This is a genomic window from Brevibacterium permense, assembly GCF_025506275.1.
GTDB lineage: Bacteria > Actinomycetota > Actinomycetes > Actinomycetales > Brevibacteriaceae > Brevibacterium > Brevibacterium permense_A.
In genome coordinates, this window is sequence record NZ_QYCP01000095.1 from 69,374 (window position 1) to 85,030 (window position 15,657).

Below are 15,657 nucleotides of genomic sequence, written 5' to 3' on the forward strand. Positions count from 1 at the left end.
AGGGGGTCCGAGGTGAGGACGGGAGCAGAACTCAGCTGTTGGGGACGATGAGACCGGACTCGTAGGCGGCGATGACTGCTTGGGCGCGATCTCGGGCATCGAGTTTGTACAGGATCCGGGAGACGTGGGTCTTCACGGTCTGCACTGCGATGTGCAGGCTCGCGGCGATCTCCGTGTTGGACGCTCCGCGGGCGACTTGGATGAGTATTTCGCGTTCTCGGTCGGTGAGTTCGGGCAGCGCTGTGCGGTTGGGCTTCTGTCCTCCGGTGGCGAAGTGTTCGATGACCCGTTTCGTCACGCTCGGGGCCAGGAGCGCTTCGCCTCCGGCGACTATGCGGACCGCCTCGGCGAGTTCACTGGGCGGGGCATCTTTGAGGAGGAAACCACTGGCCCCGGCGCGGATGGCGTCGAAGACGTAGTCGTCGATGTCGAAGGTGGTGAGCATGATGATCCGGGTCTCGGCATTCGCCGCGACGATCGTGCGGGTCGCTTCGATTCCGTCCATCAGCGGCATTCGGACGTCCATGAGGACGATATCGGGGTCGAGGTCGGCGACGAGATCGACGCAGTGTGCACCGTCTTCGGCCTGTCCGATGACCTCGATATCTGCATGCGCGTTCAGCAGCGCGGCGAAGCCGGCGCGGACCATCGCTTGGTCATCGGCGATGACGATTCTGGTCATGGGGTCTCCTTATCGGTGACCGAAGTGTCCGTGACCGAAGTGTCGGCACTCGGTTCGCTGTCGTCGGTCGAGCGTTCGCGGGGCGAAAGCGGCAGCACTGCTTCGACTTCGAAGCCTCCGTCGGCAGTGGCTCCGCTGCGGATCTCCCCACCGACCGAGGCTGCCCGTTCGCGCATGCCGATCAGTCCCTGCCGGCTGTGCTTCTCGTGCTTCGCGGCTTCGCCGGGACCGTCGCCGTGGTCGTTGGTGACGCTGATCCAGACGGCTGAGCTGCCACCGCGGATGCGGATGGCGATGGCGGAGTTGCGGGCGTGGCGGATCGCGTTGCTCAGGGCTTCTTGGATGATGCGGTAGCCGGCGAGTCCGGTGCTGTCGCGCATGAGGTGGTCGATCGGGTCGCCGCTGCGTTCGACGGTGACCTGCACTCCGGCCTGTCGGGCCTTCTCGATGAGCGGGTCGATCTCGGAGAACTTCGGCTGCGGCGCCAGTTCGCCTCCGCCTTCATCGTTGCGCAGGACGCTGAGCAGTCCGCGCATCTCGGTCAGCGCTGTGCGGGCGGAGGTGGAGATGTCTTCGAACTCTTTGGCCACTTCTGAGTCGATCCCAGCATGGCGGAACGGTGCGCTGGAGGCCTGGATGTTGATGATCGACATGCTGTGGGCGACGATGTCGTGGAGTTCCCTGGCGATGCGCGCCTTCTCCTCGATGGTCACCCGTTTGGAGTGCTCCTCCGCGGTGTTCTCCTTCTCCTGGACCAGTTGGGAGCGGATGAGCTGCCATTGCTGGATGATGACCGCGGCGAGGTAGACGCCGCCGGCGATGCAGGAGTAGACGAGGATGTTGACGATGGCGCCGTCGGTGCGGGTGCCTGCGACGAGCAGATGAGTGATGAGCACCGCGACCGCCGAACCTGCGATGCTGCCGAGCAGTGCGGCCAGGGCCACTCCCCAGTGGGCGCGGAGGCCGATGATGAGGATGATGACGATCTGGGTGATCATCATCGGAACCATCCACGGCCACGGCACACCCGACACGAGCGGCCCCAGCAGCGGCAGCACAGTGCAGGCTGCGATCGACATGATCGTGCCGAAGAGCGGGCGCAGCATGGACAGCGGCATGGACCCGACATGGACGATGGTGATGACGAAGGCCAATGCGACGGGGGCCTCATTGACCGAGACGGCGATCGACGATTCCACCGCGAGCATGACGATGGCAAGAACGATCACCGCGACCCAGGCCAGCGCCTCGGGGTTGAGTCGACGGTTCGGGGGCATGAACCTGTCGAAGACTTTCGTGACAATCACAGACACCCGGTTCCCTTCTGTGATTCCGGCCGACCGTTGCGATCATAGCGCCTGTGCTGCTTCATCACCTGGGAACGGCACATAGTGGTCAGTTCCCGGCCCGGAACCGAGAACACCCCATTCAGCTCCCGCGGATCCCGTCGGCCAGGTGCGCATGCCGAGTTCCCGCGAACTTCGCTCGGCTGCCCCAGGACAGCGCGAGGTAGAGCACGAAGGAGATGGCGAAGGACGGGATCGTCGCTCCGATCGGGCTCGGATAGGCGTAGGTGAGCACATAGGACGCCAACGCCCCGAGAACCCACACACCGACGGCCACCCAATTGACTCCGCGAGTGTAGGAGTACAGGCCGCCGGAGACCTTGAGGATGTCGGGTGAGTAGGCACCGCGTTTGATGATGTAGTAGTCGACGATGAGGATGGCGAAGACGGGGACGAAGAACGCCCCGATCATCGTGAGGAAGTCGGTGTACTGGTCGAGCAGGGCCAGCCAGGTCGATCCGATGATCGAGATCGCGCCGAGGATGAGGGCCGTCGGCAGGAACTTCAGCTTCGTCTTGCTCTGTGCGCCGACGACGGAGTTGACCATTCCGTAGACGACCATCGTGTTCGTGGCCATGACCGAGAGGAAGATGACGATGGCCAGCGCCCACCCGAATTCCGCGGCCAGGGCCGTCGGGTCGAATTCGGCCGGGTCTCCCCCGTCGAGCAGGATGAAGCTGAACGCGGTGAGACCCAGCAGCATCGCCAGCACGGTCGAGGTCAGGTAGCCCAGACCCGATCCGACGATTCCGGCCTTCTGAGTCCCGGCCAAACGGTTGAGGTCGCCGGATAACACGGTCCAGGAGATGGCTGTGGAGATGACGATATCGAGTGCGAGGACCGGAGTGAACTCGAGCTCCGGCAGGCTCTCGATTCCTGCGTATTCGCCGGGTGAGTGTCCCGTGAACGCGATGACGAAGACATAGGCCATGACCAGCAGGATGAGAAGAGCGAACCAGGGTTCGGCCTTCTCGATCCCTTCGTGGCCGAGGATCGCCAGTCCGACGACGAGCGCCTGGCAGAGCACGGAGAAGAGGATCGGGTTGGAGAATCCCGTCGTCTGGGCGACGACGTAGTTGACGCTGATTCCCGCCAACATGGCCTGCACCCAGCTCCAGCCCATGAGGATGATGACGTTGGCGGCGACCGGCAGGAAGCTGCCCTTGGCGCCGAATGCACCGCGGGTGATGGCCATGGTCGCCAGGCCCGTGCGGGTGCCGATGTTGCCGATGAGCGTGAGCACGAAGGTGCCGATGAGCGTGCCGACGATGATGACGATGACCGCTGTGGTGAAGTCGACGCCTGGGACGAACAGGGTTCCGGTCAACAGGGTCGTGACGACGAGGTTCGCGGCCAGCCAGATCATGAACATCCGTCCCCCGCTCAGGGTTCCGCGGATGACTCCGGAATCCTGGCCGGATTCCAATCGCTGTTCCAAACGGCGGTACCAGTTCACTGCGCGACCTCCTCGGCGCCGGGCTTGCTCTCGGCGGTCCCGGACCCTGCCGACGAGCTGTCGGCAGGGTCCGGGACCGTGGAGAGGTGTTCGTGGATGGCGATGAGTTCACCGTCACCGAGGCGGCGGAAGACGATCGATTCGCGTTCGCGGTACGATTCCCGCCCGTGTGCGGTGTTCACGGTCGTATCGACGGTGTGGGAGAAGACGGCTCCGCCGGGGAAGGTCTGCACGAGCTGGTCCGATGAGGCGCAGGCGGCCACTGACCAACCGTCGGCCAACCACGAAGCCCACTCCCTTTCATATTCCGCACGAGTGTTCAGGCGTCGTGTTTCGGGGTGGAAGACGAAGGAGGCGTCCTCGGCGAATCGGGAGAAATACGACTGAGTATCCGTGGCGGCGAAAGCATCGACGATCGCCGAGGCGGCCGTGAGCACATCGAATTCGCTGGGCTCCGGTGTGGATTCGTTCATGATCGACGGCGACCTTTCGCAGACTGAGAGAAGGAGGATGCCGCGCTGAGTCCAAACGACTCACGTGCGGCCCGATGAAGCTGAATGACACACTAACGAGTCTGTGATCGTCCGCACTATCCGCGATGGACGAATTCTGCCCTCAGTTATACGAAGCGGCGAATCGGCGACTGAGTCCTTCCGCTGAGCGTCGCTGTGAGTTCATATGCCGAATGGACCCGATCGCACCGGGTGATATGCATTAATTTGAATCGCATGCCCTTGTGCCGCCGGACAATCTCCGGCTGACGTTCGAAGGAGAAGCTGAACCCATGAGTGCAGAACTGATCTGCGTGATCGTCCTCGGTCTGATGTTCGTCATCGGAACCTGGCGGGACATTAATATGGGCCTGCTCGGCTTCATCGCGGCCGCCGGCGTCGGCGGCCTCGTCCTGCACCAGGCACCCGAAGAGTTCCTCGCAGGATTTCCCGTCGACCTCTTCCTCACGCTCGTCGGCCTGACCTACCTCTTCGGCTTCGCCCAGAACAACGGCGCGATCGAATTGATCGTCCGCTGGTGCGTGAGGCTCGTCGGCGGGCGCATCGGACTCATGCCCTGGATCTTCTTCGCACTGACAGCTGTCCTCATCTCGCTCGGGGCGCTCTTCGCCGTGGCCATCATCGCGCCGCTGGCACTGTCGTTCGCGCGGCGTCATAGGATCAATCAGTTCATGGTCGGTCTGCTCGTCGTCCACGGTGCCCTGGCCGGCGCGTTCTCGCCCATCAGCGTCTACGGCATCTTCATCAACGACTATCTGACGAAGAACGGCCTCACCCCTGCGCCGCTGACCTTGTTCCTCGCCCCGTTCATCTTCAATACCGTGTTCGCGGTCGTTGTCTGGTTCGTCCTCCGTCGCCGGCCAGGACTGCGCGCGGAGGCAGATGGGGCTCACCCCGACCCCGAGCCCGAGTCAGACCGCGGAACGACCATCCGTCTCACACGCTCTCAGATCCCGACCCTGATCGGGCTCATCGCGATGGCGCTGTCGGTGATCATCTTCAGCTGGGATGTGGGCCTGGTGACCATCACGATCTCGGTAGTGCTCGCCGCCTTCGACCCTGCCGCCGGCAAGGCCGCGATGTCGAAGGTCTCTTGGTCGATCGTCATCCTCATCTGCGGAGTGCTCACCTACATCGCCGTGCTGCAGGAGGCCGGAACCGTCGAATGGGTCTCGGCCGGCATCTCAGCGATCGGTGTACCCCTGGTGGCAGCGCTGCTGCTGTTCTACATGTCCGGCCTGATCTCTGCGCTGGCGTCGTCCTTGGCGATCATCGGTGTCGTCATCGCCCTGGCGGTGCCGTTCCTCGAGTCGGGCGACGTGCATGTCGGAGGGTTCGTCGCGGCGCTGGCGATCGCCGCGACCATCGTCGACATCAGTCCGTTCTCGACCAACGGCGCGATGCTCCTGGCCAATGTCCATCCGAACATCCGCGACCGCTACTACAGACAGATGATCGGCTACGCCGGCCTCATGTGCCTCATCGGGCCAGGACTCGCCTGGGTGGTCGCCGCGGTGCCGACCGTGATAAGCGGCTGAACCGGCGGGGCCGAGGCCCCGCTGCCGCTCACATGTGCCCGGTCGTGAGGAACTTCTCGTGCCAGGACAGGGCCTCGGCGAGGAGGTGCGGGGTATGCTGACCGGTCGGGTTCGCCGCGATCGCACGCTCGAGGTAGTCGGTGAGGCGGTCCCGGAAGTCCGGGTGGGCGCAGTTGTCGATGATCTTCCGTGCTCTAGCCACCGGCGGCAGTCCGCGCAGATCGGCCAGGCCCCGTTCGGTGACCAAGATCTGAGTGTCGTGTTCGGTGTGGTCGATATGGCTGGCGAACGGCACGATCGCAGAGATCGCTCCCGCTTTGGCCTGCGAGTTCGACACGAAGAAGTTGAGGTAGGCGTTGCGGGCGAAGTCACCGGAGCCGCCGATGCCGTTGATGATCGACGAACCGGTCACATGCGTGGAGTTGACGTTGCCGTAGATATCGGCCTCGACCATTCCGTTGATCGCGATGATGCCGAGTCGGCGGATGGCTTCTGGGTGGTTCGACATCTCCTGGGTGCGCAGCAGGATCCTGCCCTTGTACGACTCGATCCGGTCGTTGAAGTCCGCTGCCCGTTCGGCCGAGAGCGAGAACGCCGTCGCCGACACCGAGGTGAGCTTTCCGCTGTCGATGAGATCGAGCATTCCGTCCTGGATGACTTCCGTATAGGCGGTCAGTCCCGCGAACTCGCTGTCGGCGAGATTGCCCATCACCGCATTGGCGACATTGCCGACGCCTGACTGCAGCGGCAGCAGCTCCGGCGGCAGCCGATCTGCGGCGATCTCATGGCGGAGGGAGTCAACGAGGTGGCCGGCAATCTCCTTCGAGTCCTCGTCGGCAGGTTTGAACGGCAGGTTCCGGTCCGGAGCGTTCGTCTCCACCACGGCGACGACCTTCGCCGGGTCGACACGCAGATAGGGGTCACCGATGCGCTGCATCGGCTCGAGCAGCTGAATCGGCAGCCGCTCGGGCGGGCGACGGGTTCCGTAGTAGACATCGTGGAAGCCTTCGTACCCGCGCGGATGCCAGTCGTTGACCTCGAGGATGACCTTGTCGGCCAGGTCGAGCCATGTCTTCGAGTTCCCGACAGAGCTGCCGGGAACGAGCAGACCGTTGGGCAGGATCGCCGCGACTTCAACCACGGCGACGTCGAGGTTGCCGTAGAAGCCGAACCATGCCTGCTGAGCCGAATGGCTGAGGTGGGTGTCGACATACGCGGTGTCACCCGAATTGATCGAGGCCCGCATCGCCGGATCGGATTGGAACGGCAGCCGTTTGCTCACCGCGTTCGCCTCGGCGAGCACCCCGTCGAGTTCCGGTGCCGTCGATGCTCCCGTCCACAGTTCGATGCGGAAGTCCTCACCCCGATCGTGGGCGGCCTGAGCGCGTGCGGCTACCGCCCCCGGCACTGCCTTCGGGTACCCGGAACCGGTGAAACCGCTCATGGCTACGCGTTGGCCATTGTCGATATGGCGGGCTGCTTGCTCAGCGGTGACGGTCTTCGTGCTCAGTTCGGGGCAGGTGATTCTCGACATGACTCGCAGTCTATCGGGCGGCCGGGTGCCCGGCCGAGGCGGTCCCGCTGTCATGTCCCGAGTTGTCATATCCGCTGTCGAACCATTGCGCTTCGACAACGTTGAGAGCTGGCTCCGGCACGGCGTCCGTTACCGCAACCGCAGCCTTCGACTGCCGAATCACCGTCTGGGACATACTCGGAACCGGAATCGTGGCGATCGTTGCCAGCAGCAGGGCCAAGGTGAAGATCATCGCGCCCATGACCAGCGGCATACTCAGTGCAAACACCCCGACGACGACAGCCGGAGCACCGGCCCCGGCGTAGAAGGCGAGATAGAGTGCCGCGGAGATGCCGATATCGGCATCGTCGTCGCGCCTCCCGACATCCCCGCCGGCGGGGATGATCGGTTCAGCCACCATTTCCTCATCGACGACCCGCTCGACCTCTTGGTTCCCCTCGACCACCCGTTGGCGGACCGCGCATCGGTCACAATCGCCGACACCGTCGATGAGACCTGGATTCCGGGCAGGCCAGGCACGGTCTACCACCAGCTCGTCATGGCCAGCTGTGCGGCGGCTGGGTTCGCGCCCCGCATCGGGCATTTCGCCGATGACTTGAACACGGGAACCGCGCTCGTCCACGGCGGTTTCGGGGTATGTGTGGCGTCTAGGATGTCGCGCTCGCAGGATCTTCATCCGGTGCGCCGAATCCCCATCAGCGGTGACCATTTCCCGTCACGGCACATCACGGTCGTGACCCGGACCGGAGCGGATGCCCGTGAGACTGTGGCGTTCACTCTCAAGACGCTGTCGGTCGAGACAGAACGCCTGATGAGCCGCCTCGGTGCGGAGCTCCGGGACTGAGCTCAGTGTGCTTTTCGGACGACTCGGAATCCTATGTTCGACGCCGATGAGTCCGGAGTGTTCGAGGAGCGGGCGGCAACCCGGTAGCGATTGCAGTAGGAGTCGTGGCATAGGAACGACCCTCCGCGCATGATCCGCGTGTCTCCGATGTCTGGGCCCTGGGGATCGGATTGCGGGGAATGCTGGTAGTAGTCACGGGCGAACCAGTCGGCGCACCATTCCCATACATTGCCCACGGTGTTGAACAGGCCAAGCCCATTGGGCGCGAAGTGTCGGGCCGGCGCGGTGCCGATGAAGCCGTCGTCAAGGGTGTTCGTACGCGGGAACTCGCCCTGCCAGATATTGCAGTTCCATTCCCCGTCGAGCAGCAGCCGATTGCCCCACGGATAGCGGCGGCCCTTGGGGCCCCCGCGAGCGGCGAGCTCCCATTCGGCTTCGCTCGGCAGCCGTGTCCCGGACCACGCGCAATAGGCCTGAGCGTCGTCCCAGCTGATATGTACGACAGGATGGTCTCTTCGGTTGTCGATGGTCGATCCCGGACCTTCGGGAGCAGCCCAGTTCGCCCCGGAGACTTCGACCCACCAGGGCACGCCTGGAGCCTGACCGAGAATGTGAGCCTCTGCTCCCGGATTGGACTTCAAGAGCATGGCGAAGACCGCCGAGGTGCCCAAACGCTCCGCGGTGGTGACGAACCCCGTGTCAGCGACGAACCGGGCGAAATCATCATTCGTCACGCTTGTCGTCGCGATCTCGAATTCGGTGAGGTCCACGCGGTGACGTGGTCCCTCACCGTCGGTGGGATGCCCGTCGCCGAAGGGATCGCCCATGTCGAAGGCGCCGCCGGCGGTGACGAAGTCGAAGCTGAACTCGGGCTTCGACTCCGAATTCACGGCAGGATCAGCACCAAGGTGCAAAACATGACTTTCCACCGCCTCGGCGCGGCTGGTCGCCGGGGCGCAGCACGAATGGCCGTTCTGCGCCCCGGCAGTACTCAGGTCTCCGGTCTCTGTCACGCGTGGGCGCCCCCTATTCTCTCCGGGTCCGTCTCGATGCTGGGCGGACTCTGGGATCACCCTACGACTTCAGCCGGGGCTGGGGACAGTCCGGGAGTGCCGGTCAGGTGAAGAGACTGACTCCGCCCGGCCCCACGATGCAGCCGACGACGATGAGGACGAATCCCCACAGCAGCTGTTTGCGGAAGATCGCAAAGATGCCGGAGATGACGAGGATTGCTGCGATGTTCCAGAGGACGAAAGCCATTTGAGCTCCTCTATCCACGTGAGACACCTCGGTCGAGGATGGTTCGTCCTTGCACGACATCTGCCGTCATTCGGGCTCATTCCGAACAACACGCCGTGCCGAACCCCATCATGATCGGGGCGTGCCCGCGCGATGTCTCCGCGGTGATTCGAGTCTGACTTCTCACGGTCTTACCGAAGGGACCTGTACTCGCCGTCACGAATGCGAGACAGTGGGCAGATGAACGGATCAGCTTCGCACGAACCGCTGTTGCATGCCGCCCTCAACGGTGATCGCGACCACCCGGCGACTCCGCGGACACCGCAGTCCATCGCCGCCGAGGCGGCCGCCGCCGTGGCAGCAGGTGCTCAGGTCATCCACCTCCACCCCTTCGATGCGACCGGCCGGCAGACCTTTCATACTGAACCGGTCTCGGCCACGATTCGTGAGGTGCGTGCCGCGTGCCCGGGGACTCCGATCTCTTTGAGCACCGCAGCCGAGATCGAACCCGATCCGCAGGTCCGTCTCACGCTCATCTCCGAATGGACCGAGCTGCCTGACTCCGTCAGTGCCAATCAAGGTGAGTCGGGAATTCGCGAAGTGTGCGAACTGCTCATCGAGCACGGTGTTCGAGTCGAGGCAGGTCTGCTCAGCCTCGACGATGCAGCGGCATTCGTCGATTCCGGGCTGGCCGACCGATGCGCACGTGTGCTCGTCGAACCCACTGAGACCGATCCGGATCGTGCCTTGGCTGAGGCCGCCGCGATCGAACGAGTCCTTGCCGAAGCGGGCATCGAATTGCCGCAGGTCCACCATGGGGAGGGCATCGCCTCCTGGGTCGTCAATGCCCGAGCCATCAGGCGCGGCCACGGCATCCGCACCGGCTTGGAGGACACTCCGGTCCTCATCGACGGCACTCAGGCAACCGGCAACGGAGAACTCGTTTCGGTTGCCGCCGGTCTCCTCGCCGAGCTCGGGAACTGACCCGAGGTCACACGGACAACGGCTCTCCCGACTAACCTGTGGCCATGACTGATTTCCTCAAACTGCGGAAGTCCGCCCCGGACGGCTTCTTCGCCGCCGAGGCCGCCGGGCTGAGATGGCTGGCCGAACCAGATGTGGTCCCGGTCGTCGAAGTGCTCGAACACGGGCCGGATTTTCTGCGGCTGCGCCGTCTCCGGGAAACCGGTCCCCACGCCGCGGCGGCCGCTGACTTCGGTCGTGCCCTCGCCCGGCTCCACGATGCGGGTGCTCCCGGTTTCGGTTGGTCACCGGCCCCGCAGTCATTCTTCGGCCCTCTCGACAGTCCCTTCGAGGTGCGTGCCGAGCCCGTCGACGACTTCACCGACTATTGGGTCGGGCAGCGCTTACGACCCCTGACCGCCGCGGCTGCCGGGGATCTCAGAGGTGAGGCCCGGGCGACGGTCGCCTCGGCGATCGATGCCATCGCGTCTGGCGCCTTCGCCGGCATCTGCGGTGAGGGTGAGGAGACGACGGCGCGCGTCCATGGTGACCTGTGGGCGGGGAATCTTATGTGGACACCGACCGGGGTGACGCTCATCGATCCGGCCGCCCACGGCGGTCACCGACTGGAAGACCTCGCGTTGCTCGCCCTTTTCGGTGCCCCGTTTCTCGAGAAGATCTTCTCCGGCTACGAACAGGCCCACCCGATGCCGGACGGTTGGCAGGAGGACCTGCCGGCGCACAGCTTCTTCGCTCTGCTCGCTCATATTCGCCTGTTCGGGCGCGGATTCCTCGGGCAGACGGTCAGCGCCGCCCGGTCGATCATCGCCCGGGCGGAACAGCTGGACCGGTGAGGTCACTTCAAGGAGATCTCCACCGGGTCGGAGAACAGTCCGCCGGCGAAGGTCAGCTTGTTCGGGTCAGCGTCTTCGGGCACATCGAAGACGAGGACACCCTCGGCGGTGTTTCCGGGGTTGATCTCTTCGAGGAAGAGGATGTTGTCCTCGGCCGCATAGATACCGGCTTCTGAATCCGCAGAGTAGGTGTTGCCGGACTCATCACCGAGTTTGATGTCGTCGTCGAAGAAGTAGTTCGGATCCGATCCGGTGTTCTTCACCGACAGTTCGATCTGGACGAACTGTCCCTGTGCCTTGGCGTTGAGGAATTCGTCGCCGACCTGTGAGACACCGTCCTCGACCTTTGCGACGGTGATCTCCCAGTGATCAGCGGCCACGGTGTCTCCGATGCCGTGCGAAGCCTCCTCGGCGGGTTTGTCGGCGGCCTCCTTCTTCTTCGTGGACTCCCCCGACTGTTGAGCGTCGGATGAGCCGCTCTCCGCAGTGCTGGTGTCATCTCCCCCGCCTCCGATCGCGCTGGCTGCGGCGATGATGACGATGACGACGAGCAGCCAGAACCACCAGCGCTTCAGCAGCGGCTTCTTCCGTTTCGGCGGCCTCTGACCGTAGGGCTGCTGCGGGTAGCCTCCGGCTCTGTAGGCCGGTGCGTTCTGTGCGGGTGCCCACGGCTGGGGGTCGAAGTTCTGAGCTGGCTGCTGGTTGTGGGTGTTGTGAGGGGGCTGGTGCTGCGGGGACCATTGGGGCTGAGGCTGTGGTGACTGCGGCTGCTGCGGGGTGTTCTGGGGATTCCGCGAGTGGGACATGACGCTCCTTCGAAGCTGGTTCTGGCTGACTGCTCCAGCTTCGTTGCGTCCGGGCCCCGGCGCGTCCGCATTCAGGCTGGTTCACTCCAGCCGATCGGTGAGCTCGTCCAGCCGAAAGGTGGACTACGTGTGTCAGCCCCCGCGGTTACGATTCTCTTGTGTCAGTACAATCCGCTCCTCGCCGCCGAATCCCGCGCGGCGTGCGCATCGCCGGCAGCGTCCTCGTCGGCGTCATTCTCTACCTCTTCGGGTTCTTCACCTCGTCGATGGCGGTGGCGGCGAACGCCTGGGCCTTCTCCGACGGGGAACTCAACGACACCGGACTCGTCGCCGTCCTGCTGCTGTTCCTCGTGTGGGGGCTCGTCTTCCTCCGTCACCGATGGCCGTGGGTGCCCTTCGTCGCCGGTGGACTGCTCACCGCGGGTTGGGGCGATGCGCTGATGCTGCTCATTGCGGTCTTCCACCTCGTCATCCGAGCACCCCGGCGGCAGGCGATCACCGCCTCGGCGGTGGGCACCGGACTGATCGCGTTCTCCACGTTGAGGATGTGCCTGGCACCGGCTGAGCACAATCCCTTCAGCATCTTCTTCCTGCCCGATCCGGCTCAGGTCACCGGACTCGAGGCGACCATTCCGCCGGAGGATTCGCACCTGGCGATCAGAATCATCACGGTCGCCGCCGGAGTCATCGGACTGTGTACGGCGCTGGGAGTCGGTGCGCTTCTGCGTCGGACTCGGAGGATGAGGGCGGTCGAGTCGATCGCCGAACGCGAAGCTCAGCGCAATGAGTCGCTCACGGCCGAGATCGCGCGGCAGTCGGAACGAGAGCTCTTGGCACGCGAGCTTCACGACACGCTCTCCCACCGACTGTCGGTGATCTCTCTGCATACCGGTGCCCTTGAGGTCGGGGCACGCGCCGACCCCGAGGTCGCTGCGACGGCGTCTGCCCTGGGAGAGGAGGCCCGTGCGTCCATGGAGGATCTGCGTCATCTGGTGGGTGGCGTGAGGAGCGGAGATCTGGCCGATCCGCGGCCGGGCCATGGCACTTCGTCGCCTCCGAGTCGTGCGACGATGTCAGCGATTCCCGAGCTCATCTCCTCTGTGGCCTCCACCGGTACGGTCATCCGCCCGCTCGTCGTCATCCAGGACGTGGACTCATGCCCGCCTGCGCTCGACCGTGCGGCCTATCGCATTGTTCAGGAGGCTCTGACCAACGCGATGAAACATGCACCGAACATGCCCGTGACGGTGGACGTCGCCGTCTCGGCAACTCGCGGAATCCAGATCTCGGTGAGCAATCCGCTTCCTCGTGGTGCAGCCCCGGTCGAGGTTCCGCCTCGCCCCCGATACGCACCGGGGTCGGCTCGAGAACCCGGCGCCGGTGCGCCTGCTCAGAAGTGGAGGCCGCCCGGGACGAGTCCTGTGCCGCACGGGGCGCACTTGGCGTCAACCGGGTCGGGGTCCGGGCTCGTCGGCATCCGGGAGCGCGCCGAGATGCTCGGCGGCGACGCGTCGACCGGGGTGATCGGCAATGAGTTCCACGTCCAGGTGAGCTTCCGATCCTTCTCTCGTCCGAACTGATCCACAGTCTGTCCGGACTGTTTCGCATTCTGCCGAAACGTCTGCCGAGATCGGCCGTAGGAGCCCGACGGAGAAGCGACTTCAGCTCCTCGATCAGCCGTGACAGGGGCCTCGACCAGCCGTGACACGGGCCTCGGGTATTGTGACATCTATGAACCAAGCCGCCCCGATCCGAGTCATGGTCGTCGATGACGATCCCATGGTCATCACCGGGATCAGGGGAATCCTCCAAGCGGCCGACGGCGTCGACGTCGTCGCCTCGGCGTTGAGCGGGGAAGAGTCCGTTGAGAAGGCATCTCTGCATTTTCCCGATGTCGTGCTCATGGATATCCAGATGCCGGGAATCGGCGGGATCGAAGCCACTCAGCGTCTGCTCAACAGTGTACGACCGCCGAAGGTGGTGTCTCTGACGAGCATGAGCAGCGACGATCACCTCTTCATGGCGCTCGAGGCCGGAGCCGCCGGATACCTGCTCAAGGACATCGGCCCTGTGGAACTCGCCGCCGCGATCCGCAAGGTTCACGCCGGTGAGCCCATCCTCTCCCCGCAGTCGATGCGGCAGGTCATCGCCAAGGTCAGATCGAACTCAGACCATCGACTGCAGAGAGAGGCCGTTGAACTGCTGTCCGGACTGACAGACCGCGAGCGGCAGATCGCCGAACTCGTGGCCGACGGTCGGTCCAATCAGGAGATCGCCGAGGAGACGTTCATGAGTCTGGCTACGGTCAAGACTCACCTCAACCGGATCAACGTCAAATTGGACACGAACAATCGCGTGCGCATCGCCACGATGGTCGTCAGGGCTCAGCAGAACTGAAGCCCTCCGGCCGGCCCCGCCCTGCCCACTCAGCGTTTCGCAATTCGCCACATTCCGGAGCTCTGCTCGGCTTCGTTCGCCACCGACAGGTCGATGCCTTTCCTGTCGCGGACCAGCGAGACCGCCAGCAGCGAGATTGCCGACATGACCAGCAGGTAAAGCGACACCGAGGCGGTGGTTCCAGTCGCCTGCAGCAGCCCTTGAGCGATCGTCGGGGCAAACGCCCCGCCGAGGACCGCGCCCAAAGCATAGGAGATGGCGACTCCGCTGAACCTGATCGAGGCAGGGAAGAGTTCGACGTAGAGGGCAGCCTGCGGACCGTACGAGAGTCCCAATCCGATGGAGAAGATGCCCAATGCCAGATACAGCAGGCCGAGGTCGCCGGTGTCGATGAGCCAGAACAGTGGGAAGGCCGTGACGATGAGGATGAGGAATCCCAAGACGTAGGTCTTCACCCGTCCGATGTGGTCGGCCAGCACACCCGAGGCCGCTGTGGAGACCAACCAGACGAACGATCCGAACGTGATGGCCAGCAGCACATCCGTCTGGTCGAAGCCGACGGGGTCGGTCGCATACTTCGTCACGAAGCCGCCGGTGGTCATGTACCCGCTGGCGTTGTTGCCGGCGAAGATCAGTGCGGCGACGAGGACCAGGGACAGGTGCTTTTTGAAGAGCACGAGGATCGGGGCCTTGCGTTTGGCGGTCTCGGCGGTCATCTCTTGGAACACCGGGGTGTCTTCCACGGCCCGACGCACCCAGTATCCGACGCCGATGAGCACGACGGACAGCAGGAACGGGATTCGCCAGCCCCATTCCATGAACGCCTCTCCAGGAGAGATGACACCGGTCATCAGGGCGATTACGCCGGAGGACAGCAGCATTCCCAGCGGAACGCCGAGCTGAGGGTATGAGCCGGCGCGCCCGCGCTTGTCCTCGTCGGCGTGTTCGACGGCGAGAAGCGCCGCGCCGCCCCACTCCCCGCCGGCCGACAGACCTTGGACGATGCGCAGCAGGATGAGCAGAATCGGTGCAGTGATGCCGATAGTCTCGTACGTGGGGATGAGTCCGATGAGTGCGGTCGCCACACCCATTGTGACGAGGGTGACTACGAGGACGGCTCGACGACCGAGCCGGTCACCGAAGTGCCCGGACAGGAATGCACCCAAGGGACGGAAGAGGAACGAGATTCCGATGGTGGCGAAGGCCAGCATCTGGCCGATGCCCTCCCCCGCCGGAGCGAAGTAGAGATGTGCGAAGACGAGCGCCGCCGCAGTCGAATAGGTGAAGTAGTCGTACCACTCGATGGTGGTGCCGATGACAGCGGCGAAGGCGACTCTGCGCTGGTTCATCTTCTGCGTCGGCGCAGGTGACGCCGAGGTAGGTGTCTGTGTCATGTGAACGTCCTTGTCCAGTTGTGGTCGGTCTTCGTCGTCCGAATTGAAGAGATTGATGAGGTGGCCTCCGCCCGCGCCCGGATGGATCATCC

Annotated in this window: 16 protein-coding genes; 6 read left to right on the top strand and 10 right to left on the bottom strand. The window is 64.2% G+C overall.

Annotation, left to right across the window (positions count from 1 at the left end; translation table 11 throughout):
• Positions 1 to 31: 31 nt before the first annotated feature.
• From D3I60_RS16645 to D3I60_RS16660, 4 genes are all read right to left on the bottom strand, one after another.
• On the bottom strand, positions 32 to 682 hold the full coding sequence (locus tag D3I60_RS16645; RefSeq protein WP_262777729.1) for a response regulator: 651 nt from the start codon (positions 680 to 682) through the stop codon (positions 32 to 34).
• Positions 679 to 1,989, bottom strand: a complete 1,311-nt coding sequence (locus D3I60_RS16650) for a sensor histidine kinase (protein ID WP_262777730.1) — start codon at positions 1,987 to 1,989, stop codon at positions 679 to 681. Before D3I60_RS16650 ends, D3I60_RS16645 begins: the two co-directional genes overlap by 4 nt.
• A gap of 121 nt (positions 1,990 to 2,110) precedes the next feature.
• The gene (locus tag D3I60_RS16655) at positions 2,111 to 3,484 is read right to left on the bottom strand and encodes a purine-cytosine permease family protein (protein ID WP_262777732.1); all 1,374 of its coding nucleotides are present in this window, start codon (positions 3,482 to 3,484) and stop codon (positions 2,111 to 2,113) included.
• Complete coding sequence (locus D3I60_RS16660; RefSeq protein WP_262777734.1) at positions 3,481 to 3,957, bottom strand: YybH family protein; 477 nt, start codon at positions 3,955 to 3,957, stop codon at positions 3,481 to 3,483. The genes D3I60_RS16655 and D3I60_RS16660 overlap by 4 nt, the downstream gene beginning before the upstream one ends.
• A gap of 311 nt (positions 3,958 to 4,268) precedes the next feature.
• On the opposite strand from D3I60_RS16660, the gene D3I60_RS16665 reads away from it, so the two are divergent.
• The gene (locus D3I60_RS16665) at positions 4,269 to 5,534 is read left to right on the top strand and encodes an SLC13 family permease (RefSeq protein WP_262777736.1); all 1,266 of its coding nucleotides are present in this window, start codon (positions 4,269 to 4,271) and stop codon (positions 5,532 to 5,534) included.
• A gap of 28 nt (positions 5,535 to 5,562) precedes the next feature.
• Here D3I60_RS16665 and D3I60_RS16670 read toward each other — a convergent pair whose 3' ends face one another.
• Together D3I60_RS16670 and D3I60_RS19225 are read right to left on the bottom strand one after the other, a co-directional pair.
• Positions 5,563 to 7,068, bottom strand: a complete 1,506-nt coding sequence (locus tag D3I60_RS16670; protein ID WP_262777738.1) for an acetyl-CoA hydrolase/transferase family protein — start codon at positions 7,066 to 7,068, stop codon at positions 5,563 to 5,565.
• A 10-nt stretch (positions 7,069 to 7,078) separates the two neighbouring features.
• Positions 7,079 to 7,465 carry a hypothetical protein gene (locus tag D3I60_RS19225; RefSeq protein WP_262778024.1) on the bottom strand — a complete coding sequence of 129 codons (387 nt, stop codon included), beginning with the start codon at positions 7,463 to 7,465 and terminating at the stop codon, positions 7,079 to 7,081.
• Here D3I60_RS19225 and D3I60_RS19230 point away from each other — a divergent pair.
• The gene (locus D3I60_RS19230) at positions 7,433 to 7,912 is read left to right on the top strand and encodes a LysR substrate-binding domain-containing protein (protein ID WP_262778015.1); all 480 of its coding nucleotides are present in this window, start codon (positions 7,433 to 7,435) and stop codon (positions 7,910 to 7,912) included. The genes D3I60_RS19225 and D3I60_RS19230 overlap by 33 nt on opposite strands.
• Positions 7,913 to 7,914: 2 nt before the next feature.
• Here D3I60_RS19230 and D3I60_RS16685 read toward each other — a convergent pair whose 3' ends face one another.
• Together D3I60_RS16685 and D3I60_RS16690 are read right to left on the bottom strand one after the other, a co-directional pair.
• Positions 7,915 to 8,802: a formylglycine-generating enzyme family protein gene (locus D3I60_RS16685; RefSeq protein WP_262777739.1), complete on the bottom strand. Its 888-nt coding sequence runs from the start codon at positions 8,800 to 8,802 to the stop codon at positions 7,915 to 7,917.
• Between the two features lie 226 nt (positions 8,803 to 9,028).
• Positions 9,029 to 9,172: a GPGG-motif small membrane protein gene (locus D3I60_RS16690; protein WP_262777741.1), complete on the bottom strand. Its 144-nt coding sequence runs from the start codon at positions 9,170 to 9,172 to the stop codon at positions 9,029 to 9,031.
• A gap of 219 nt (positions 9,173 to 9,391) precedes the next feature.
• On the opposite strand from D3I60_RS16690, the gene D3I60_RS16695 reads away from it, so the two are divergent.
• Together D3I60_RS16695 and D3I60_RS16700 are read left to right on the top strand one after the other, a co-directional pair.
• Positions 9,392 to 10,135, top strand: coding sequence for a 3-keto-5-aminohexanoate cleavage protein (locus D3I60_RS16695; RefSeq protein WP_262777743.1), 744 nt, complete (start codon positions 9,392 to 9,394; stop codon positions 10,133 to 10,135).
• Between the two features lie 44 nt (positions 10,136 to 10,179).
• The gene (locus D3I60_RS16700) at positions 10,180 to 10,968 is read left to right on the top strand and encodes a fructosamine kinase family protein (RefSeq protein ID WP_262777744.1); all 789 of its coding nucleotides are present in this window, start codon (positions 10,180 to 10,182) and stop codon (positions 10,966 to 10,968) included.
• Positions 10,969 to 10,970: 2 nt separating this feature from the next.
• Here the strand turns inward: D3I60_RS16700 and D3I60_RS16705 are convergent, their stop codons facing one another.
• Positions 10,971 to 11,774 (bottom strand): DUF4352 domain-containing protein, encoded by an 804-nt coding sequence (locus D3I60_RS16705; protein ID WP_262777746.1) that lies wholly within the window; start codon positions 11,772 to 11,774, stop codon positions 10,971 to 10,973.
• A gap of 158 nt (positions 11,775 to 11,932) precedes the next feature.
• Here D3I60_RS16705 and D3I60_RS19235 point away from each other — a divergent pair, with 158 nt between their 5' ends.
• Both D3I60_RS19235 and D3I60_RS16715 read left to right on the top strand, forming a co-directional pair.
• A complete protein-coding gene (locus D3I60_RS19235) occupies positions 11,933 to 13,354 on the top strand; it encodes a sensor histidine kinase (RefSeq protein ID WP_262777748.1) in 1,422 nt (473 codons plus the stop codon).
• Between the two features lie 151 nt (positions 13,355 to 13,505).
• Complete coding sequence (locus D3I60_RS16715; protein ID WP_262777750.1) at positions 13,506 to 14,171, top strand: response regulator; 666 nt, start codon at positions 13,506 to 13,508, stop codon at positions 14,169 to 14,171.
• Positions 14,172 to 14,200: 29 nt separating this feature from the next.
• Here the strand turns inward: D3I60_RS16715 and D3I60_RS16720 are convergent, their stop codons facing one another.
• Complete coding sequence (locus D3I60_RS16720) at positions 14,201 to 15,565, bottom strand: MFS transporter (RefSeq protein ID WP_262777752.1); 1,365 nt, start codon at positions 15,563 to 15,565, stop codon at positions 14,201 to 14,203.
• Between the last annotated feature and the right edge of the window lie 92 nt (positions 15,566 to 15,657).